The 20,347-nt window shown below is 70.6% G+C and carries 18 protein-coding genes; 9 read left to right on the top strand and 9 right to left on the bottom strand.

Annotated features, from left to right (window positions below; translation table 11 throughout):
• Positions 1-306: 306 nt before the first annotated feature.
• Positions 307-582, top strand: coding sequence for a hypothetical protein (locus OEY_RS0114205; protein WP_010594524.1), 276 nt, complete (start codon positions 307-309; stop codon positions 580-582).
• 203 nt (positions 583-785) lie between these two features.
• Here the strand turns inward: OEY_RS0114205 and OEY_RS0114200 are convergent, their stop codons facing one another.
• Positions 786-1,727 carry an ADP-ribosylglycohydrolase family protein gene (locus tag OEY_RS0114200; RefSeq protein ID WP_010594523.1) on the bottom strand — a complete coding sequence of 314 codons (942 nt, stop codon included), beginning with the start codon at positions 1,725-1,727 and terminating at the stop codon, positions 786-788.
• 136 nt (positions 1,728-1,863) lie between these two features.
• Between OEY_RS0114200 and OEY_RS0114195 the strand changes: the two genes are divergently transcribed.
• Both OEY_RS0114195 and OEY_RS0114190 read left to right on the top strand, forming a co-directional pair.
• Positions 1,864-2,610, top strand: coding sequence for a flavodoxin family protein (locus OEY_RS0114195; RefSeq protein ID WP_010594522.1), 747 nt, complete (start codon positions 1,864-1,866; stop codon positions 2,608-2,610).
• Positions 2,607-3,110, top strand: a complete 504-nt coding sequence (locus tag OEY_RS0114190; protein WP_010594521.1) for a COG4315 family predicted lipoprotein — start codon at positions 2,607-2,609, stop codon at positions 3,108-3,110. The genes OEY_RS0114195 and OEY_RS0114190 overlap by 4 nt, the downstream gene beginning before the upstream one ends.
• A gap of 59 nt (positions 3,111-3,169) precedes the next feature.
• On the opposite strand, the gene ligD is transcribed toward OEY_RS0114190, so the two are convergent.
• Together ligD and OEY_RS0114180 are read right to left on the bottom strand one after the other, a co-directional pair.
• On the bottom strand, positions 3,170-4,147 hold the full coding sequence (gene ligD / locus OEY_RS0114185; RefSeq protein WP_010594520.1) for a non-homologous end-joining DNA ligase: 978 nt from the start codon (positions 4,145-4,147) through the stop codon (positions 3,170-3,172).
• A gap of 71 nt (positions 4,148-4,218) precedes the next feature.
• Positions 4,219-5,271, bottom strand: a complete 1,053-nt coding sequence (locus tag OEY_RS0114180; protein WP_230831689.1) for a DMT family transporter — start codon at positions 5,269-5,271, stop codon at positions 4,219-4,221.
• A 73-nt stretch (positions 5,272-5,344) separates the two neighbouring features.
• On the opposite strand from OEY_RS0114180, the gene OEY_RS0114175 reads away from it, so the two are divergent.
• Positions 5,345-6,247: a LysR family transcriptional regulator gene (locus OEY_RS0114175; RefSeq protein WP_010594518.1), complete on the top strand. Its 903-nt coding sequence runs from the start codon at positions 5,345-5,347 to the stop codon at positions 6,245-6,247.
• A 66-nt stretch (positions 6,248-6,313) separates the two neighbouring features.
• On the opposite strand, the gene OEY_RS0114170 is transcribed toward OEY_RS0114175, so the two are convergent.
• Positions 6,314-6,949 carry a TetR/AcrR family transcriptional regulator gene (locus OEY_RS0114170; RefSeq protein WP_010594517.1) on the bottom strand — a complete coding sequence of 212 codons (636 nt, stop codon included), beginning with the start codon at positions 6,947-6,949 and terminating at the stop codon, positions 6,314-6,316.
• Positions 6,950-6,995: 46 nt separating this feature from the next.
• Between OEY_RS0114170 and zapE the strand changes: the two genes are divergently transcribed.
• Both zapE and OEY_RS0114160 read left to right on the top strand, forming a co-directional pair.
• On the top strand, positions 6,996-7,964 hold the full coding sequence (gene zapE, locus OEY_RS0114165; protein ID WP_017680920.1) for a cell division protein ZapE: 969 nt from the start codon (positions 6,996-6,998) through the stop codon (positions 7,962-7,964).
• 9 nt (positions 7,965-7,973) lie between these two features.
• Entirely contained in the window at positions 7,974-10,547 is a 2,574-nt protein-coding gene (locus OEY_RS0114160) for a non-ribosomal peptide synthetase (protein WP_010594515.1), read from the top strand.
• 33 nt (positions 10,548-10,580) lie between these two features.
• Here the strand turns inward: OEY_RS0114160 and OEY_RS0114155 are convergent, their stop codons facing one another.
• The 3 genes from OEY_RS0114155 to kstD all read right to left on the bottom strand — a co-directional run bounded on the left by OEY_RS0114155 (position 10,581) and on the right by kstD (position 15,037).
• Positions 10,581-12,326: a cholesterol oxidase substrate-binding domain-containing protein gene (locus OEY_RS0114155; RefSeq protein ID WP_010594514.1), complete on the bottom strand. Its 1,746-nt coding sequence runs from the start codon at positions 12,324-12,326 to the stop codon at positions 10,581-10,583.
• Positions 12,327-12,413: 87 nt separating this feature from the next.
• Positions 12,414-13,274: a MaoC/PaaZ C-terminal domain-containing protein gene (locus OEY_RS0114150; RefSeq protein WP_010594513.1), complete on the bottom strand. Its 861-nt coding sequence runs from the start codon at positions 13,272-13,274 to the stop codon at positions 12,414-12,416.
• A 50-nt stretch (positions 13,275-13,324) separates the two neighbouring features.
• A complete protein-coding gene (kstD, locus tag OEY_RS0114145; RefSeq protein WP_010594512.1) occupies positions 13,325-15,037 on the bottom strand; it encodes a 3-oxosteroid 1-dehydrogenase in 1,713 nt (570 codons plus the stop codon).
• A 130-nt stretch (positions 15,038-15,167) separates the two neighbouring features.
• On the opposite strand from kstD, the gene OEY_RS0114140 reads away from it, so the two are divergent.
• The 3 genes from OEY_RS0114140 to dmpG are packed head-to-tail and all read left to right on the top strand — an operon-like array spanning position 15,168 to position 17,976.
• Positions 15,168-15,953 (top strand): 2-keto-4-pentenoate hydratase, encoded by a 786-nt coding sequence (locus tag OEY_RS0114140; RefSeq protein ID WP_010594511.1) that lies wholly within the window; start codon positions 15,168-15,170, stop codon positions 15,951-15,953.
• 29 nt (positions 15,954-15,982) lie between these two features.
• Entirely contained in the window at positions 15,983-16,912 is a 930-nt protein-coding gene (locus tag OEY_RS0114135) for an acetaldehyde dehydrogenase (acetylating) (protein WP_010594510.1), read from the top strand.
• A gap of 5 nt (positions 16,913-16,917) precedes the next feature.
• Positions 16,918-17,976, top strand: coding sequence for a 4-hydroxy-2-oxovalerate aldolase (dmpG, locus tag OEY_RS0114130; protein ID WP_003935900.1), 1,059 nt, complete (start codon positions 16,918-16,920; stop codon positions 17,974-17,976).
• Positions 17,977-18,112: 136 nt separating this feature from the next.
• Here the strand turns inward: dmpG and OEY_RS0114125 are convergent, their stop codons facing one another.
• Together OEY_RS0114125 and OEY_RS0114120 are read right to left on the bottom strand one after the other, a co-directional pair.
• Entirely contained in the window at positions 18,113-18,799 is a 687-nt protein-coding gene (locus OEY_RS0114125; protein ID WP_010594508.1) for a response regulator transcription factor, read from the bottom strand.
• Positions 18,796-20,037 carry a sensor histidine kinase gene (locus tag OEY_RS0114120; protein WP_010594507.1) on the bottom strand — a complete coding sequence of 414 codons (1,242 nt, stop codon included), beginning with the start codon at positions 20,035-20,037 and terminating at the stop codon, positions 18,796-18,798. The genes OEY_RS0114125 and OEY_RS0114120 overlap by 4 nt, the downstream gene beginning before the upstream one ends.
• Positions 20,038-20,347 lie beyond the last annotated feature (310 nt).

Raw genomic sequence — 20,347 nt, 5'->3', positions numbered from 1 at the left:
CCCGCGCGGGCGCCCCCCGCCGTGCCGGACGTGTGCCGCAGACGCGAGCGGGACTCGTCGGCCTCGTCGTTATCGGTCGGTAACCTGTGCCGACCCTCGAAGGTATGGATCACGATGTACCCCCTGCCGTACCACAATGTGATCGCTCTCACATTATGCACTGATTTGTATCGCATCACAAAACGATGTCGCCAGTCGAACGCGTATCGCGTTCGTTGCGGCGCCTCCCGGGTTCGTGCACCCGGGGTGTGGATTCCGTCCGAGCGGGGTATCGGATACGGAGTCGGCAGGAAAGGAGACGGGCGTATGGAGTCGGAACGGCAGGGCAACGACGAACCGCTGGTTGCACATCCCACGATGGCTTTCGTGCTGGACGGCATACTGATTCTGGCCGTGGCGGTGGTGGGGCTGTGGATGTTCGGTTCGCTGCTGTGGGCAGTACTCGGTGGGATCTTCTGCGCGGCCACACACCTGGTGTGCCGGGCGACCGGGCATTGCGGTGCGCCCTCGGCGGCCGTCGCGCAGGCGGAATCGCAGCAGTCGATCCCGGTGACGAGCGCGGAGGTCGCACAGGCGGCCTGACGTTCGATACCCGTCTCGACGCGCACCCCGGCAACTGCTCCGACGGTTCCGCACCGGCAGCCCAGCTCGAGTTCCACGCTCTCCCGTGAAGACGCCACACCCGTTCCCGTCGACCGTCATGGACGACACCGGCACGAACGCCGCGGCGCCTTCGCCTCCCGGCCGGCGGCGCCGCACCGAGACCGCGTCCTGTGACCGGCGGTCTACCGGCCGGCGGCTCGCGCCGCGGCAAGACCGGTCGCGAATCCGGTGACGACGGCCGCGTCCGGCAGCAGCACCGCGGACGACCAGGGGATCTGCGTGAGCGCTGCCTCCGCGGACGGGAATCCGGCACCGAGCAGACCGCCTGCGAGGGCGGCGACCGTGTCGGTGTCCCCGCCGAGCGCGACGGCGGCGCGCATGGCGTCGATCGGCGACCGCGCCGTGACGATGCAGTGCAGCACGGCGGCGACGGTGTCGTACGGTTCGAGCGAAACGCCCGACGGGGCGGCGCTCCAGCGGTCCGTCGCGACCGCGGCGAGGAGGTCCCCCAGACGACGGCCACCACCGAATTCCCCGGTCGCGATGCGCGCCTCGTCGCGGGCCACCTCGAGCAACCGCTGCGCGTCCGCGCCTTCCAGCGACCACGAGGCGCACGCCGAGATCACCGCTGCCGCGCACTGCGCGTCCGGTGACGGATGCGTCACCCGGGACAGACCCAGGCTGAGTGCGCGCCGGCGATCCGGTTCGTCGACCGGAACCGCCCAACCGGCCGGAAGAGCCCGCATCGCAGCGCCGTTCGTGTCGCCACCGGTCTCGGGACGCCGGCCCGATTCGCGGAAGGCCCGGATCGCGGCCAGTGTGGAGGGCCCCAGGCCCGGGACGGTCTCGGCGCGCTCGCTGAGCAGACGCAGGAACCTCGAGCCCGGGTCCTCGTTCGAGGTCGTCGTCAGCACCTCGGCCACGAGGAGGGTGAGCGCCGTGTCGTCGGACGTCGCGCCCCGGGGCCGGCCCGGCCGGACGGGCAGGGTTGCCGCCGTCCCGAGATCGATGTCCGCGGAGTCCGCGCCCTCCCAGGGGACGCCGAACGCGTCTCCGCAGGCGTACGTGGTCAGTGCGGCCGCGATCCGGTCGCGGTAGGAGGCTGCGTCGAGTTCGTCCGTCACCGGTGCCGGTCCCTTCCCTGGGCCAGATGTTCCGCACGTTACCGGAGGTCGCCGGCAGCAGGACGGACGCGGAACCGCTTCCGTGGGCAGTCGTCGCGGTCTATCGTGGGCGTGCGGATCTCGTGTGGGAGGACCCATGACCGAACCGGCTTTCGAGGGGTTGCAGGGCACGGACGGATCGCGCCGGTTCGAGGGGCTGCGCGCCATGTTCGTCAACTGCACACTCAAACGGTCGCCCGAGACCAGCAATACGCAGGGGCTGATCGATCGCAGTGTGGCGCTGATGGAACGGGAAGGCGTCAGGGTGGACCAGATCCGGGCCGTCGACCACGACATCGCGACGGGCGTGTACCCCGACATGACGGAGCACGGGTGGCCGAGCGACGAATGGCCGCAGTTGTTCGAGCGCATCCTCGCCGCGCACATCCTCGTCGTCGCCGGCCCCATCTGGCTGGGTGACAACTCGTCGGTCACCAAGAAGGTCGTCGAACGTCTCTACGGCTGTTCGTCGCTGCTCAACGAGCACGGCCAGTACGCGTACTACGGTCGCGCCGGCGGTTGCCTGATCACCGGCAACGAGGACGGCGTCAAGCACTGCGCGATGAACATCCTCTACAGCCTGCAGCACCTCGGATACGTGATCCCGCCGCAGGCCGACGCCGGCTGGATCGGGGAGGCCGGTCCGGGCCCGTCATACCTCGATCCGGGGTCGGGCGGTCCGGAGAACGACTTCACCAACCGCAACACCGCCTTCATGACCTACAACCTCATGCACACCGCCGCGCTGCTCGTGCGGGCCGGCGGTTTTCCAGTCGGGGGCAATCAACGCTCCCTGTGGGATGCCGGTTGTCATCCTTCGTTCGAGAATCCCGAGCACCGGTGACGGCGCGACTCGGCGGGCGTGCCCCTGCCGCGCGGTGCGCGATCCTCCCGCTCGCGATGCTCGTCGCCACCGCCTGTGCGGCGACGGACGACAGCACCGACGATGCCGCCCCGGAGTCGGGCCCCGCGGTGACCGCGGCCGGAGAGTCGACGGTGGTCACCACGGCGAACGGTCCCCTCGGTGAGATGCTCTTCGACCGGACGGACCAGGCGATCTACATCTTCGACCGGGAGGTGGGCACGGTTCCCGACTGCTACGGGGACTGCGCCGTGGCGTGGCCGCCGGTCCTCACCGTCGGCGCCCCCGTCGCGGCCGGCGACGCCGACCAGGCACTGCTGGGGACCACGGCGCGCTCCGACGGGACCACCCAGGTCACGTACGCCGGGCATCCGCTGTACTTCTATGCCGACGAGGAACCCGGGCAGGTGCTGTGCCACCGGGTGGAGGAGTTCGGCGGGCTGTGGCTGGCGGTCGACGAGGTCGGCGTCCCACTCCCGTGACCCGAGGTCACCACCGGCCGCCGTGACGGTGGACGACGCGTCCGGGAGATCCCGCGGCGCTACGGCAGCGGCGGAACGAGGATCTCGTCCGGCTCCTTGTCCGGTCGCAACCCCTTCCAGCTGGGGTGCCGGAGACTGTCGCCCGTGAACTCCCGGTACTCGACGTCGCCGACCAGTACGGGTTCGGCCCACCGGGCGGCCCGGACGACGGGGGCCGGCGGCGTGACGTCGAACGGATAGGTGGGCCGCTCGAGTTCGTCGAGCCGCTCCCACAGGGCCCGTCGCCCCGCGGTGGTGAAGCCCGTGCCGAGGTTGCCGATGTGGACGAGACGACCGTCGTCGTCGTGGGCGCCGAGGACCAGGGACCCGAAGGTGGCGCGGTGCGGACCGGTGCCCGGCAACCACCCGGCGACGACGGCCTCGGCGTTCCTGCGCAGCGCCGTCTTGATCCATGCCGGGGACCGGCGTCCCGGCTGATAGGTCGAGTCGGTCCGCTTGCAGACGATGCCTTCGAGACCGTGGTCGCGGGCGAGGTCGAGCAGGATCTTCGTATCGGTGCCGATCCAGTGCGGTGGGGTGCGGACCAGAGGACCGGACATCGACAGGTCGACCAGCCGGCGACGGCGTTCGAGGTACGGCAGCCCGGTCGTCGGTGCGCCGTCGAGCGCGAGCAGGTCGAACGCGTAGAACTCCACGGGTGTGGTCCTGATCAGCGCGGCCGTCGGTTTCGCCACGTGGATGCGGCTCTGCAGCCGGGGGAACGACGGCGCCCCGGTCCGCGGGTCGGGCGCGACGATTTCGCCGTCGACGACCGTCGGACGGCCGCGAGCCAGCGCCGACAGCGCGATCGTCAGCTCCGGGTAGATCCCGGAGACGTCCCTGCCGTTGCGGCTGTGGAGCCGGCACCGCTCGCCGTCGCACATCGCCACCGTGCGTGCGCCGTCCCACTTCATCTCCACCGCCCATCCGGTGCCGATCGGCGGGCGGCCGGCGGTGGCGAGCATCGGCGCCGGGACGGAGGCGCGGGCTGGGGGCATGGTAGGGATTATCCGGTGCGGCAGCGCGATGTGCAGCCCTCGAGTGCAGAATTGCGCTGGGCCACAGAGAATTACACCGATGTACTCTGCTGTGCGCCGCGGCGTGCCCCCAGGTCGGCGGGTGGGCACACGGCGCGGGGGCGGGTGGATAACGAGATGGGATCGATTTGTGGGGGTGGCGCCTGCCGGTCGTGCCGCTCGGGGGTCGCCGGTGCGCGGCTGACGAACCAGACGGCGGCGACCACGACCGCGCATCCGATCGACTGGACGAGAGTGGGGCGCTCGTGCACGAGGGCGATCGCCACCCCCATCGCCAGCACGGGCTGAGCGAGCAACAGCGTCGCGCCGACCTCGGACGGGAGCCGGGGGAGGCCGATTCCGATCAGGACCCAGCCGAGCACCTGGCCGCTCAGCGCCAGCATCGCCAGCCATCCGAGGGCGGGCCAACCGGGGGTGAGGTCGACCGGGCCCCACAGCGAGCCGACGGAAGTGCCGACGACGCCGGCGACGAGAGTCGACACGAACACCTGCGAGGAGGCTCTTCGTTCCGAACCCGCCCGACCGGCGACGAAGAGGTAGGTGCCGTACGCGAGGCCTGCGGCCAGTGCCAGCAGTGTTCCCCACATCGACCGATCGGTCTCGCCGCCGCCGAACAGGGCTCCACCGGCGAGCGCGACACCGGCGAACAGGAAGGGAACCGCCAGGACGAAGCGCACCGGAACCCGTTCGCGGAAGACCAGCCACGCCAGCAGCGGGACGACGACGACCTGGACGTTGACGACGACCGTGGCGATTCCGGCACCGATCATCTCGATCGATCGTGCCCACAGCGCGAAGTCGATGCCCAGCATCGCGCCGCCGAGCGCCTGGGTGGCGAGCACGCGGCGTGAAATGCCTCCGTGTCGCCGAATCTCTTGCAGCGCAAGAAGGCCCAGTACGGGAAGAGCGAATGCGCACCGGAAGAGGGTCGATGTCGCCGGCGACACCCCGGAGAGCTTGATCAGGCCGGCCGTCAGCGACGTCGCCGCGGCACCTGCCAGCACCGTCACCCGCGGATCCACGGGGGTGACGGTGAAGCGGGGGCGGGCGACGAGCACAGGCGGCAGGCGCGGTCCGGAGGTCATGCTCGAATTCTCGAGGGGCCGACCCGTGAGCACAAGTAAATATTCGTGCCGATGAATCGGTAGAGTTACTACCGTGTTGAGCGTCGAGCGCCTCCGGGCCCTGTGTGCGGTCGCCGAGTACGGCTCGATCAGTGCGGCGGCGCAGGCCCTGCATGTGACCCCGTCGGGGGTATCGCAGCAGTTGCACAAGTTCGAGCGCGAGGTCGGTGTGGCGCTGCTGGTGCCGTCCGGTCGCGGAGTGCAGCTCACCGATGCGGGCCGCCTGCTGGCGCGCCGTGGGCGAGAGGTGATATCCCTTCTGGCGCAAGCAGAATCGGAGGTCGTGTCCCTCGAGCGCGACGTGGTCGGAGACCTGCGGATCGGGTCGTTCGCGTCGGCGAGCCGGGTCGTCGCTCCGGCGGCGATCGCCGCCCTGCAGCGCCGCCACGCCGGACTCCGGATCGGTTTCGTCGTCGGTGAGACCGAGGAACTCGTCCCTGCGGTTGTTCGGCGCGAGTTGGATCTGGCCGTCGTCGACAGCTGGGTCACGATGCCGTTCCAGCTCCCCGAAGCGGCGGTATGCACGCTCGTGCACCGTGATTCCGCCGACGTTGCGCTTCCGATCGATCATCCTCTGGCGCACCGGGACTACGTCGATCTCGACGAGATCGCGCAGATGCCGTGGACGACCTGGACGAAGGGTGCCGTCTTCCACACCTGGCTGGTCCAGACGCTGCGCAAGCGGGGCGTCGAGCCCCGGGTCCGTTACGAGGTGCCGGAGTTCGCTGCCCAGCTCGAGTTCGTCGCGCACGGCCTCGCCGCCGCACTGGTGCCGCGCCTGGCTCGGGTGTGGGTGCCGGAGACGATCGCGATCGTGCCCGTACGGCCGACGTTGGAGCGGGAGATCTACGCCCTCCGGCGCCGGGACAACGACCGGCCCGCGGTGCGCGCCGGTATCGCGGCGCTCAGCGAGTCGTTTGCCGGGATCGGTACCTGAGTGTGCCAGTGGACCGCCTCCGCGATCCCGGTGCGTCCACCTCCGGTTCTCGCCTGCCGCAATCGATTACGTGCGCGTGCATCCGCAGGTGCCGACGTCCCGCTCGGGGCGCAGGCCCCGGAGGAACACCGCGATCGGCCGGGCCAGTAGCGCGACGCTCTCCTCCGTGCCGGCGGTGACACCGTCCAGCGACCGGGCGCCGAGCAGCCGGTCCGCGGTCAGTCCCTCGGCCAGGCTCACGAGATCGGCGGCTGCGCCGTCGGCGTCCTCGGCTTCGCAGGCGAGCGCGAGGCCGCGCGCGGCCTCGCGGGAGAACAGAGAGGTCGCCAGGGCGGCGCGCTGTTCGGCGGCGATGGTCGGATCGGTGGCCAGGGCATACCGCACGAGCAGATCCCGGCGGCGGTGGCTCAGGTTGTGGTCGAGCACCGTCGCGACCGCTCGCGCGGCGGCGTCGACGTCGATCGGGGCCGGTGGCCGGGTGAGGCCGGAGTGTGCGAACTCGGCACGGGAGCGTTCGGTGAGACGGCGCACGGCCGCATCGATCAGACCGCTGCGGGTGCGGAAGTAGTACGAGCACGAACCGTCGGGAAGGTCGAGGGCGCGGTCCACCGCCCGGTGGGTCAGGGCGCGCAGTCCGTCACGGGCGATCAGGTCGAGGGTGGTCTCGGCGATCAGGGCGCGGCGATCGGGACTGCGGGCCATGCCCGGAACTCTACACATGTAGAGTCCCCGGCACGTGCAGAGGAGGATGACGGTGGACGATCCGCACCAGCGCGCCGGCGCGGAGGCGCTGCATCGGCTCGGTGGCGATCTCGCTGCCCGGCGGGCCTCCCCGTCGGGCGTCTACCTGTGGGGGCCGGTCGGCCGGGGCAAGACGTGGCTGATGGACCGGTTTCTCGAGACGGTGCCCGTGCCCGCGCGACGGCACCACTTCCACGGCTTCTTCACCGCCCTGCATGCGCATGCGCATCGACTCGGCTCGATCGACGACGCCGTCGATGCCGCGGTCGGCGACGCCCGCGTGCTGTGCTTCGACGAGTTCCACGTCCACGACATCGGCGACGGCATGCTCGTCGCGCGTGCCGTGCGCACCCTCCTCGGACGGGGCGTCGCGCTCGTCGCCACCTCCAACTATCCGCCGTCGGGGTTGCTGCCCAACCCCCTGTTCCACCACCTGTTCGAACCCACCATCGTCCTGCTCGAACGCCGGATGGAGGTGGTCGAGGTCGGGGGGCCGATCGACCGTCGCCGCACGGCCGCGCCCGCACCGGACGGCGGGTTCGGGTCGGGCGAGTTCCTCTCGCCCGGCGTCCTCGACCTGCCGGAACCGGGAGAGCGGCGAACGCTGCGGCCGTCGGGCCGGGCTCTGCCTGCGCTCGCCGTGCGCGGCGGCGTCGTCTGGTTCGACTTCGCCGACCTGTGCTGCGCGCCCACCGCGCCCGCCGACTACCTCGCAGTCCTTCGCGACCACCGCGAGTGGATCGTCACCGGCGTCCCGCCGTTGCGCGAGGTCGACCCGGATGCCCTGCGCCGCTTCGGCAACGTCGTCGATGTGCTGTGCGACGCCGGCGCCCGGCTCACCGTGTGCGCCACCGTCGCGCGCGCCGACTTCGCGACGTCCGTCCCCGCCGAACCCGACGTCGACCGGCTGCTCAGCCGCCTCGCCCTGCTCCGCGAACCCGCCCGAGCCTGGATTCAGGACAGCCAAACCTTATAGACTGCCGCGGTGTCACCACGTTCCACCGAGCTCGTCGACTGTCCGACGGTTCCGTTCGTCCGACGCCTCGCCGAGCACGGCGAACGGACCGCACTCGTCTGCGACGGCGCCGAGATCACCTATCGCGACCTGGCCGAGCGGGTCGCCGGCATCGCCGACCGACTCGGCACCACCCGCCGGCTCGTGCTCGTCGTCGGAGCCAACACCGTCGACGCGATCGTCGCCTACCTGGCGGCGCTGTCCGCCGGCCATCCCGTCCTGCTCGTGCCCGGCGACCGGCCCGACGCCCTCGCCGCGACGATCGAGGCGTACCGGCCCGACGTCGTCGTCGACGGCGGCCGCCTGGAGGAACTCGCCGAGGGCACCGGCCACGACCTGCACCCCGACCTGGCGCTGCTGTTGAGCACCTCCGGCTCGACCGGCTCGCCCAAGCTCGTCCGCCTGTCGCACCGCAACGTGCAGGCCAACGCCGAGGCCATCGCCGACTACCTCGACATCCGCGACACCGACCGCGCGATCACCACGCTGCCGATGCACTACTGCTACGGGCTGTCGGTGCTGCACAGCCACCTGTTGCGGGGCGCCGGCGTCGTGCTCACCGACCGGTCCGTCACCGACCCCGGATTCTGGGACCTCGTGCACCGGCACCGGATCAGTGCACTCGCCGGCGTGCCGTACACCTTCGACCTGCTCGACCGTGTCGGTTTCGCGGACATGGCCCTGCCGCACCTGCGCTACGTCACCCAGGCCGGCGGTCGCCTCGACCCCGACCGCGTCCGCCGCTACGTCGGCCTCGGCCATCGCCGCGGGTGGCGGTTCTTCGTGATGTACGGGCAGACCGAGGCCACCGCCCGCATGGCCTACCTGCCCCCGCATCTCGCCGCGGAGCACCCCGACACGATCGGCGTCCCCGTCCCCGGCGGCGCCTTCCGCATCGACCCCGTGCCCGAGGCCGGCGACGGTGCCGGCGAACTCGTCTACACCGGGCCCAACGTCATGCTCGGCTATGCCACGGACCCGTCCGATCTGGCTCTGGGGCGCACCGTCGACGAACTGCGCACCGGTGATCTCGCCGTCCGCACCGACGCCGGGCTGTACCGGATCGTCGGCCGTCGATCGCGCTTCGCGAAGCTGTTCGGTCTTCGCATCGATCTGCAACGCATCGAATCCGTCCTCACGCGCCACGAACTCGCCGCGTGCTGCGCCGGCGGCGACGACGAACTGATCGTCGCCGTCGAGTCCGCCGACGCCGCGCACGTACGGGCGGTCGCGGCGCGCGCGAGCGGACTGCCCGAGTCCGCGGTGCGGGTGTGCGTCGTGGCCGAGCTGCCCCGCACACCGAACGGCAAACCGGACTACCGCGCTGTCGCCGCTCTGGGCGCTACCCCGGTGCCGCCGCGGCCGGCCCCCGAATCTCGGGCCGCCGACCTCCGGCAACTGCGGGAGCTCTACGCGGACGTACTCAGCCGCGACGACGTCACCGACGACAGCACGTTCGTCGGCCTCGGGGGCGACTCGCTGTCGTACGTGCGCATGTCGGTGCGGCTCGAGCGGCTGCTCGGGCACCTGCCCGCGGACTGGCCGACGACGCCGCTGCGCGAGCTGAGCCCGTCGTCGCGCCGGACACCGCGAGGCTGGCGGACCGTCGAGACCAACGTGCTCATCCGTGCCGTGGCGATCGTGTTCATCGTCGGCTCGCACCTGCACCTGTTCGCCCTCGTGGGGGGAGCGCATGTGCTGCTCGCCGCCGCGGGCTACAACTACGCGCGGTTCCAGCTGCCCAAGCCTCGCGCCGAACGGCTGCGCACCACCCTGCTCAGTGTCGCGCGGGTCGCCGCACCCGCCGCCGTGTGGATCGGCGCGGTACACGTGATCACCGGCGAGTACCGCTGGTCGAGTGTGCTGCTGCTCAACGGGGTGTTCGGACCGCCCGCCTGGACGAGGGAGTGGCGGTACTGGTTCGTCGAGGCACTGGTGTACGCGCTGGTCGCGGTGGCTCTGCTGCTCGCCGTTTCGTGGTTCGACCGGCACGAGCGACGATTCCCGTTCGCGTTCCCGCTCGGACTGGTGGGCCTGGGGCTGCTGACCCGGTACGAGGTGCTCGGGCCGGACATGCCGACCAGTCAGATCCTCGCCTCGTACGTGGTGTTCTGGCTCTTTCCGCTGGGCTGGGCGGCAGCCCGGGCCGACGCGGGGTGGCAACGGCTGGTGGTCTCCGCCGTGGCGATCGCGACCGTACCGGGGTTCTTCCACGCCGAACCCGAGCGCACCGCGCTCGTGATCGGTGGGCTGCTCCTGTTGATCTGGGTGCCGCGGATGTGGTGGCCGGTGCTGCTGGTGCGGCCGGCCGAGGTGCTCGCCGCGTCGTCGCTGTACATCTACCTGACCCACTTCACGGTCTATCCGCAACTGCGGGACATCGACCCGTGGCTCGCGTTCGCGGCGTCACTCGTCGTGGGTGTGGCGTACTGGCAGCTGTGGGTGCGGCTGGGACAGCTGTGGGGCCGCTTGGGCAGGGGTCCCGTCGGCGCGATGCTCGCGCGGTCCGGTGCTAATCGCGCGCGTGAGGACGCGCGCAAGTAGCACCGGGGGGTGCGGATACGGGCCGGCCTCTCGTCAGGGCAGCAGCCGGTCGATGAAGCTGTTGCTGAAGATCCGGTGCGGGTCGAGGCGGTTGTACACCGCTCGCGCCGAGTCCCAGTTCTCGTCCGCGGGCACGCCCTCGCGGTAGGTGTCGGGCAGGACCTGCTCGACGATCCGCTGGTCCGTGTAGGGCAGCTCGGGACCGAACGCCCAGCCCTTGGACCATTCGGGACGGAACGAGGCGCCGCCGTTGTCGTAGTGTCCGCGCATCCACTGCTCCATCTCGCGGTAGAACGCGAACATCCCGGGTGTACCGGGCACCCCGAGCACGTTGAGCCAGATCGCGGTGTCCCATTCGGGGTGATCGGGTCGCGGGCGGGTCGCGGAGATGGTCGGCGGCCCGGCGGACGGGACCTGCACGTCGTCGGGCTGGTCGAGTCCGCAGCATCGGATCTCGACGGGGCCGTTGAGCGGGTACTGCCCCAGTGCCCGGTAGTGCTCGATGCGCTGATGGAACCACTGCGTGAAGTCGTGGATCACGTTCGCGATGTTGGCGCGGTTGGTGAGGACCGCGCCGCCGCCCTCCGTGAGCCGCAGGGTGGTGGCCTTGATGTAGAACTGCAGATCCTTCGACCAGCCCCAGATGTCGCTCGAGTTCGTGGCGGCGAGGCCCGCGACGGTAGTGTTGTAGTAGACCTGGCCGAAGGCCGGGGCGACGGCCGGATTCCCGGCGGTCATCTGCCCGAGCAGATCGGTGACCGGCTCGGGGACGTTGTCCGAGAACGGGTAGTTGTAGGGGCCGAACACCTCGCGGGACGTGGCCGGCCGTTCGGGGGCGAGGGACCACACCTTCATCCACGGCTTGTCGGTGAAGGGGTACCAGATCGCCTCCGCACGCCCGGAAGCGCGCACGAAGCTCTCGAAGGTGCGTCCGGCGGCGCCGGCGGGGGCGAAGAGTTCGCGCCAGTCGATGTCGGTGTAGCTCTGGCACCGCATCCGCGTGTTCGGCCCGGCCTGCAGGGTGACCGAGGTGACGAACGTGCGGCCCAGGTGCGTGAGCAGTGCGGTGCTGTCGGCGTCCGCGCGCGTGACGGTGCGCAGCGCGTACTCGCTCCCGTTCCACGCCACCACGGTCAGTTCCGTGACGAGGTTGCTCAGCGAGCCGAACGTGTTCCCCGGCACCTGCGCTTCGCCGTCGGCGGGTAACGCGGCGCCGTGGGCGTTGACGGCCAGGGAACCGGCGACGGACAGTACGCCGGGCGCGGGAAGGTTGGCCCAGCCGAGTCCGTTCGCCTGCAGCGCCGTGGTGATCGCGTCGAGCGTCGCGCCCGCACCGGCGGTGACGGTGGCGGGTGCCGATCCGGGGTTCACCGACACTGCGTTCAGGTGCACCATCGTGTCCGCCAGGATCACCTTGTCGATCGGTGCGCCGTTGACGATGGTCAGCGGCGTCCACCCGTGCATCGCGCCGCGTGGCCGGATGGTGTACCCGTGGGCGTGGGCCCAGTTCGCGAGGCGGACGACGTCCTCGGGACTGCGCGGGGCGCAGGTCCAGATGGCGTCCAGCATGATCTCCTTGGACCAGTTCTGGTAGGCCTGCTGGTACAGGGCGATGCCGTCGGGGAAGGCGGCCGGGGTGGGCAGCGTGGCGCCGGACGAGCCGGCCGGCACGGCGTGGACGGGGGTCCAGCCGCCGAGCGCGGTGGCCGCGAGGGCGCCCGCGCCGGCCGCGAGGAAACCGCGACGGGACAGGCGCAGGGGTTCGGTGCGAATCGTCATGGATGCGCTGCTTTCTCACCGCCCCGTGCCGGGACGGTGCTGGGGGAGGGCGGTGCTGGGAGAGGGCGGTGCTGGGGGAGGACGGGGTCAGGCGAGGGTGAGGACGACGTCGGTGAGGGCGGGGGCGAGGTCACGCTCGACCACCGCGGCTGTCGCGAGCACGCGGTCGCCGGTCCGCCAGGCGCGCACCCTCAGTGTCTCGCCGGGAAAGACGACGCCGGCGAATCGAGCCTTGAATCCCCGTACGGCCACGGCATCCCCGGCGAGGGCCGCATCCGTGATCGTCTTGCAGACGATCCCGTAGGTGCACAGCCCGTGCAGGATCGGGGCGGGAAATCCGGCGGCTGTCGCGAACTCCGGATCCGAGTGCAGCGGGTTGCGGTCGCCGCACAGCCGGTACAGCAGGGCCTGCTGCGGCAGCGTCGCGACGTCCACCTCGAAATCGGGTGCCCGGCCGGGAAGTTCGACGGACTCGGACGGTCCGCGTTCGCCGCCGAAGCCGCCCTCGCCGCGGGCGAAGATGGACGAACGGGCCGTCCACAGCGGACTACCGGCCGGATCTGTGGTCGTCGACTCCTGGACGATGACCGCGGCCTTGCCCTTGTCCCACACCTCGGCGATCCGGGTCACGGTGCGGCCCTTGCCTTCCGGCGGCAGGGGAGCGTGCACCGTCACCTCCTGGCTGCCGTGCACCACCTTCGCCAGGTCGATCTCGACACCCGGGAACGACACCTTCGGCGGCTCGGTCGCGTGGAACGTCGCCGCGACGGTGGCGAAGGTGGGCAGGACCTGCGGGTCGCCGTCGCGCAGGTAGCGGAGCTCACCGAGGTCGGTGGGACGGGCTCCGGCGCCGAGGCCGAGGTGATAGAGCTGGACGTCGCTGCTGCTCCAGGTGAATTCCTGGACGGGCAGTTCGGCGCCGAGCGCGACGGCGGGATCGATGGGCACGAATGAGCCTTTCTGTTCGGCGGACGGAGATCGGCGCGGCCGGGTGCGGGTCAGTGCTGTTCGACGGTCTCGGAGACCGGCGGCACCGCCGGCTGCTTCGGCCGGGCGAGTGCATCGAGGACCGCGAGATAGGCGAAGGTCATGGCCGGGCCGATCGTGGCGCCCGGTCCGGCGTACGTGTGGCCCATGACGGGACCGCTGGCATTGCCGGCCGCGTAGAGGCCCTCGATCACGGTCCCGTCCTCGCGCAGGACCCGGGCGTCGGCGTCGGTGCGCAGGCCACCCTTGGTGCCTAGATCGCCGGGCACCACCTTGATCGCGTAGAAGGGGGCTTTGTCGATGACGCCGAGACTCGGGTTGGGCTTGTTGCGCGGGTCGCCGTAGTAGTGGTCGTAGCCCGATTCCCCGCGCCCGAAGTCCTCGTCCCGGCCCGCCCGGGCGAAACCGTTGAAGCGTTCCACCGTCGCGGTGAGGGCGGCGGCCGGAACCCCGATCTTCCCGGCGAGCTCGGCGATCGAGCCGGCGCGGACGACGACACCCGCCTTCAGCCAGCGCTTGGGGAAGGGGCTGCGGGGCGTGATGCCGGCGAAGGTGTAGCGGTTGCGGTAGCGCTGGTCGAGGATCATCCAGCACGGGATGTTCTCGCCGGGCCCGTCGCCCCGGCCGTGCCGACCGCCGTACATGGCGTGCACCGCTTCGACGTACGGGGCGGATTCGTTGACGAAGCGCCGGCCCGCCGCGTTGACCATCATCGAGCCCGGCAGGCTGCGCTCGGACAGGGCGAACCACGGGCCGCCGGTGAGCGGGAAGGACGGGCCCCACCAGGCGTCGTCCATGAAATCGACGGCGGCGCCGAGGGACTGGCCCGCGCGGATGCCGTCCCCGGTGTTGGCCTTCGCGCCGACGGTCCACTCGGTGCCGATCGGCGCGCGCTGGTACTGCGTGCGCATCTGCTCGTTGTGTTCGAAACCGCCGGAGGCGATCACGACGCCGCGGCGGGCCCGGACGGTGCGCTGCTGTCCGTCCGACTCGACCCGCACACCGCGCACCACCCCGTCCTCGACGACGAGGTCCGTCAAAGCGGTGTTCAGCAGCAGCGGTACTCCGGCGTCACGCAGACCCATGCGGAGTCCGGCCATGAGTGCCTGGCCGCGGACCAGCAGGTGCCTTCTGCGGGCCCGCGCCCACAGGTACCGCACGCCGACCTTCGCGGCGCGGACCGGCCCGCGGGGATTGCGCATGAGCAGGTTGAGCCACTTGTAGTCGGCCTGGGTGATGACGAAGTTGGGTGGGCCCTTGACATAGTCGGGTTCGAGCAGGGCGAGGTCGTCGCCGAGTCGCTTGCCGTCGAACGGCTTCGGTTCGACGGACCGCCCGCCGAGCCGGCCGCCGGGGGCCTCGGGGTAGTAGTCGGAGTAGCCCGGCACCCACTGCAGTTCCAGGGCGCTGTGCTCCAGGACGAAGGACAGCATCTCGGGCCCGCGGTCGATGTAGGTGTCGATCTTGCCGGCGGGCACGACGTCGCCGATGATGCTGTGCAGGTAGGTGCGGGCGGCCTCCGGGGTGTCGGTGACGCCGGCCGCCCCGAGGACCTCGTTGTTCGGAATCCACACGCCGCCGCCCGAGCGCGCACTCGAACCGCCGTAGTGCGGTGCCTTCTCGACCAGGACGACGCTCGCGCCCCGGTGCGCGGCGGTCAGCGCGGCGGTCATTCCGCCGGCGCCGCTGCCGACGACGACGATGTCGTATTCCTGCTTGATCATGTAGAACACGTTATAGAATGATGGCGCGGTGAGTCCATCCCTTCTGCCAGGAAGATCACCCGCACACCACGCGTCGAACGGAAACAGGTTGCAGAACATGCCGGTCGCCGGTGAACAGGAAGGAACCGCAATGCTGCCGACGCAACTGCGCACCCGGCTGGCGGACGAGCTCGAGGCCGCCGAGCGCGACCGTACCCCCGTCGACCCGCTCGTGGCCCGGCACCCCGACATCGACGTCGTCGACGCCTACGAGATCCAGCTGATCAACATCCGGCGTCGCCTCGCGGCCGGTGCTCGCGTGGTCGGCCACAAGGTGGGGCTGTCGTCCCTGGCCATGCAGCAGATGATGGGTGTGGACGAGCCCGACTACGGTCATCTGCTCGACGACATGCAGGTCTTCGAGGACCGGCCCGTCGACACCTTGCGGTACTGCTTCCCGCGGGTGGAGGTCGAGGTGGCCTTCGTGCTCGGCAAGGACCTGCCCGGGGCGGACTGCGCCGAGAACGACGTCCTCGATGCCACCGTCGCGTTCGCGCCGTCCATCGAACTGATCGACAGCCGGATCAAGGACTGGAAGATCGGCCTCGCGGACACCATCGCCGACAATGCCTCGTCTGCCGGCTGGGTGCTCGGCACGCAGCGGGTCGCGCCGTCCGATATCGACATCAAGGGCATCGACGCGGTGCTCACCCGCAACGGCGAGCGGATCGCCGAGGGACGCAGCGACGCGGTGCTCGGCAATCCCGTCACCGCGGTCGCGTGGCTCGCCCGCAAGGTCGACAGTTTCGGGGTGCGGCTGAAGGCGGGCGACATCGTCCTGCCCGGTTCGTGCACGCGGGCGATCGATGCGCGCCCCGGCGACGAGTTCCACGCCGAGTTCGCGGGACTGGGCTCCGTCTCGCTCACGTTCTCGTGACCACCCGGTCCCGACTACAAGGAGAAACCATGGCCAAGGCACGTGTCGCAATCGTCGGGTCGGGCAACATCAGCACCGACCTGCTCTACAAGCTGCAACGCTCGGATGTGCTCGAGCCTCGCTGGATGATCGGTATCGACCCCGCGAGCGAGGGACTCGCCCGCGCCCGCACGCTCGGCCTGGAGACGTCGGCCGAGGGGATCGACTGGTTGCTCGCGCAGCCGGAGAAGCCGGACCTGGTGTTCGAGGCGACGTCCGCATACGTGCACCGGGAGGCCGCACCGAGGTACGAGGCGGCCGGCATCCGGGCGATCGATCTCACCCCCGCGGCCGTCGGACCGGCCGTCGTGCCACCCGCGAACCTCGGTGCGCACCTGGACGTGCCCAACGTCAACATGATCACCTGCGGCGGCCAGGCCACCATCCCGATCGTGCACGCCGTCTCCCGCGTGGTGGACGTGCCCTACGCCGAGATCGTGGCGTCCGTGGCGTCGGTATCCGCCGGTCCGGGCACCCGCGCCAACATCGACGAGTTCACCAAGACCACCAGCCGGGGCATCGAGACCATCGGCGGTGCCCGCAGAGGCAAGGCGATCATCGTCCTCAATCCGGCGGACCCGCCGATGATCATGCGCGACACCATCTTCTGTGCCATCCCCGAGGACGCCGACCGGGACGCGATCGCCGAATCCATCCACCGCGTCGTCGCCGACGTGCAACAGTACGTGCCCGGCTACCGTCTGCTCAACGAACCGCAGTTCGACGATCCGACCGTCGTGTCCGGCGGGCACGCCACCGTCACCACCTTCGTCGAGGTCGAGGGCGCCGGCGACTTCCTGCCGCCGTACGCCGGCAACCTCGACATCATGACCGCGGCCGCCACCAAGGTGGGCGAGGAGATCGCCCGCGCACTCCTCTCGGCGGACGCCCTCCCCTCGAACACCTCCGTGAAGGCGTGAATCCGATGACCGCTACCGACCGCCGCGACGACATCTTCTTCGAACCGTCGTGGGACATCCGCGTGACCGACACGTCGCTGCGCGACGGCTCCCACCACAAGCGTCACCAGTTCGACCGGGAGGAGGTGCGTGCCGTCGTCGCCGCCCTCGACCTCTCGGGCGTCCCCGTCATCGAGGTCACCCACGGCGACGGTCTCGGGGGCTCGTCGTTCAACTACGGGTTCTCGAAGGTGCCCGAGCAGGAACTGATCAAGATCGCCGTCGACACCGCCCAGCACGCGAAGATCGCGTTCCTCATGCTCCCCGGTGTCGGCATCAAGGAGGACATCGTCGAGGCGCAGGACAACGGCGCCTCGATCTGCCGCATCGCCACGCACTGCACCGAGGCCGACGTGTCCGTCCAGCACTTCGGGCTCGCCCGCGAGCGCGGACTCGAGACCGTGGGCTTCCTGATGATGGCGCACACCGTCACCCCGGAGAAGCTCGCCGAGCAGGCCCGCATCATGGCCGACGCCGGCTGCCAGTGCGTGTACGTCGTGGACTCCGCCGGCGCGCTCGTTCTCGAACAGGTCACCGAGAGGGTCGAGGCGCTCGTCGCCGAACTGGGGTCGGACGCGCAGGTCGGCTTCCACGGCCACGAGAATCTCGGCCTGGGCGTGGCGAACTCGATCGCGGCGGTCCGGGCCGGCGCCAAGCAGATCGACGGGTCGGCCCGCCGGTTCGGCGCGGGTGCCGGCAACACCCCGGTCGAGGCGTTCGTCGGGGTGTGCGACAAGGTGGGGATCAAGACCGGCATCGACTTCTTCGCGATCGCCGACGCCGCGGAGGACGTCGTGCGCCCGGTGATGCCCGCCGAATGCCTCCTCGACCGTCAGGCCCTGATGATGGGCTACGCCGGGGTGTACTCGAGCTTCCTGCGCCACGCCGAGCGCCAGGCCGAGCGGTACGGGGTCTCCGCCGCGGAACTGCTGGTGCGGGCGGGCAAGCGCAAGCTCATCGGTGGCCAGGAGGACCAGTTGATCGACATCGCCCTCGAACTCCAGCGCGAGCAGCAGTCCGCCTGACCGACCGCCTGCCCGACCCCCGACCGACCCCCCGCCCGCCTGCCCGACCGAATGTCACATCGCGTCGATCCGATCGACGCGATGTGACATTCGGCCCCCCGGGGGCGCGTCGCTGCGCTCACAGGCGGGGGATCGCTCACGGCTTCACGAGTCCTGTTCGGTAGGCGATGACGACCAGTTGCGCGCGGTCGCGAGCCCCGAGTTTCACCATGGCATGGCTGACGTGGGTACGGGCGGTGGCCGGGCTGAGGCAGAGTTCGGCGCCGATCTCCTTGTTGCTCATGCCCATACCTACGAGCGTCAGGACCTCACGTTCCCGGTCGGTGAGAACCTCGAGCCGACGATCGGCGGCCTTGTCGGCGGTGCGCTGTGCGGTGAACTGGGCGATGAGTCGGCGCGTGATGCGCGGTGCGAGCAGAGCCTCTCCGGCGGCGATCACGCGGATACCGTGCAGGAGCTCGGCGGGGCCGGCGTCCTTGAGCAGGAAGCCGCTGGCGCCGGCCTGCAAGCCTTCGAAGACGTAGGCGTCGGTGTCGTAGGTGGTCAGGATGAGGATGCGTACGTGCTGGAGCCCGGGGGTGGTGGTGATCTGCCGGGTGGCCTCGATGCCGTCCATCTTCGGCATCCGGATATCCATGAGGACGACGTCCGGGCGCACGGCGCGGGCCTGCTCCACGGCCTCGGCGCCGGTTGCGGCTTCCCCGACCACCGTGATGCCGTCCTCGACCTCGAGCAGGATCCTGAAACCGGACCGCACGAGATGCTCGTCGTCTACGAGCAGGACCTTGATGGGGGCGTCGGGGCCGGAGGCGCCCGGGTTCATGCGTTCACCGTTCCGGTCGGGGCCAAGGGCAGCCGGGCGGTGACGGCGAAGCCACCGCCCGGGAGCGGACCGGCGTCGAAGTCTCCGCCCAGGAGCTGGCAACGCTCGCGCATTCCCACGATCCCGTGTCCGCGTGTGCCCGTGCCGGCGAACCCACCGTCGGCACGGTCGGCTGCTTCCTCGGTGTCCCCACCGATGCGCGGGCCGTCGTTCGTCACGCGGACTTCCACGGCGTCGGGGCCGTAGTCGAGTACGACCGCGACCCGGGTCGGGCCGACGTGGCGAATCACATTGGTGATCGACTCCTGCAGGATCCGGTACACGGCGCTGCCGACCGCGCCGGGTACGGGCGGCGGGGGTGAGATCGTCTCCAACTCGACGTCGAGCCCGGCGTCGCGCGCCCTGGCGGTGAGTTCGCCGACCTGCGCGAGGCCCGGCGGCGGGAGGCGGTCGTCGCGGTCGTCGCGAAGGACTCCGAGGATGGCCCGCATCTCCTGCAGTGCCCGGGAACTGGTCTGCTCGATGGCCTCGAGCGTCCGGCGTGCTTGTTCGGGTCGCTTGTCCAGCACGTGCGCGGTGACCCCGGATTGCACGTTGATGACGGCGATGGCGTGCGCGACGGTGTCGTGGACCTCGCGTGCGATCCTGAGCCGTTCCTCGTCGACCCGGGCGCGTGCTTCGTCCTCACGAGAGCGTTCTGCCAGTTCGGCGCGCTCGAGCGCTTCCTCCGCGATGACTCTCCTCGAGCGGACGCTCTCCCCGAGGGCGGCACTCATGCCCGCGGCGCCGATCCGGAAGTACACCCAGCCGACCGCGGCGGGGGGCTCGATGTCGGCCGCGGCGAGCAGCCACACCGCGGACAGTGCTGCAATGCCGACCCCGGCCACCACCAGCGAGCGACGTCCGTCGCCGCGGGCGGTGAGGGTGTAGAGGGCCACGAACAGGCCCAGCCATGTGGGACCGTCCGGGAAATCGAGCGCGTAGTACACCATGCTCGCGAGCGCGGTCACGACGAACACTGCGACGGGACGGCGGCGGCGCCAGACCAGGACCGCGCCGCCGGTGACCAAGAGGAGGTAGCCGAGATTCCCGAGGTCGGACAGCGGGCGCAGCACGGCCTCCGGTTCCCCGCCGTTGCGGACGACCGTGCCCTGGACCTGCATCACCGTGATGAACACCGCCAGGAGCACATCCTGCGCCCAGGCGGGCGGGCGGAACAACGTGACGCGCTCCTGCATGGCGCGATCATATGGCTCCGGGCCGGGATGACAACTCCCCCGAACTGCGCAACCGCCTACGTCGAGGAGCGTGGTTGCGGGTGAGCGACCTACGTCGAACTCCGTATCCGCTGCCGCCCGCCGCCCGAGGACACCGCGTTGCCGAGACACGACGATCGAGTGCGTCCGCTCAGCGACGGAGGCCTCCGGTAGCCGTCGTTCGACCGAAAGGATCCGCAATGCCTGTCCTCGACTTGCTTGCCACACCGGCGACGACACAGGTCGTCGTTCTCGCTGCCGGCTACGAACTCGGCGTCGGACGAGCCGTGCC

It is taken from the genome of Rhodococcus sp. P14, assembly GCF_000256505.1.
Lineage (GTDB): Bacteria > Actinomycetota > Actinomycetes > Mycobacteriales > Mycobacteriaceae > Rhodococcus > Rhodococcus ruber.
This window is presented reverse-complemented; position numbering and strand designations above follow the sequence as displayed.

Excerpts from the sequence above, each read along its gene's own strand:
- OEY_RS0114205 (WP_010594524.1), top strand. The coding sequence starts at position 307 with ATGGAGTCGGAACGGCAGGGCAACGACGAACCGCTGGTTGCACATCCC.
- OEY_RS0114195 (WP_010594522.1), top strand. The coding sequence starts at position 1,864 with ATGACCGAACCGGCTTTCGAGGGGTTGCAGGGCACGGACGGATCGCGC.
- ligD (WP_010594520.1), bottom strand. The coding sequence starts at position 4,147 with ATGCCCCCAGCCCGCGCCTCCGTCCCGGCGCCGATGCTCGCCACCGCC.
- OEY_RS0114180 (WP_230831689.1), bottom strand. The coding sequence starts at position 5,271 with ATGACCTCCGGACCGCGCCTGCCGCCTGTGCTCGTCGCCCGCCCCCGC.
- OEY_RS0114170 (WP_010594517.1), bottom strand. The coding sequence starts at position 6,949 with ATGGCCCGCAGTCCCGATCGCCGCGCCCTGATCGCCGAGACCACCCTC.
- zapE (WP_017680920.1), top strand. The coding sequence starts at position 6,996 with ATGACGGTGGACGATCCGCACCAGCGCGCCGGCGCGGAGGCGCTGCAT.
- OEY_RS0114155 (WP_010594514.1), bottom strand. The coding sequence starts at position 12,326 with ATGACGATTCGCACCGAACCCCTGCGCCTGTCCCGTCGCGGTTTCCTC.
- kstD (WP_010594512.1), bottom strand. The coding sequence starts at position 15,037 with ATGATCAAGCAGGAATACGACATCGTCGTCGTCGGCAGCGGCGCCGGC.
- OEY_RS0114140 (WP_010594511.1), top strand. The coding sequence starts at position 15,168 with ATGCTGCCGACGCAACTGCGCACCCGGCTGGCGGACGAGCTCGAGGCC.
- OEY_RS0114135 (WP_010594510.1), top strand. The coding sequence starts at position 15,983 with ATGGCCAAGGCACGTGTCGCAATCGTCGGGTCGGGCAACATCAGCACC.
- dmpG (WP_003935900.1), top strand. The coding sequence starts at position 16,918 with ATGACCGCTACCGACCGCCGCGACGACATCTTCTTCGAACCGTCGTGG.
- OEY_RS0114125 (WP_010594508.1), bottom strand. The coding sequence starts at position 18,799 with ATGAACCCGGGCGCCTCCGGCCCCGACGCCCCCATCAAGGTCCTGCTC.
- OEY_RS0114120 (WP_010594507.1), bottom strand. The coding sequence starts at position 20,037 with ATGCAGGAGCGCGTCACGTTGTTCCGCCCGCCCGCCTGGGCGCAGGAT.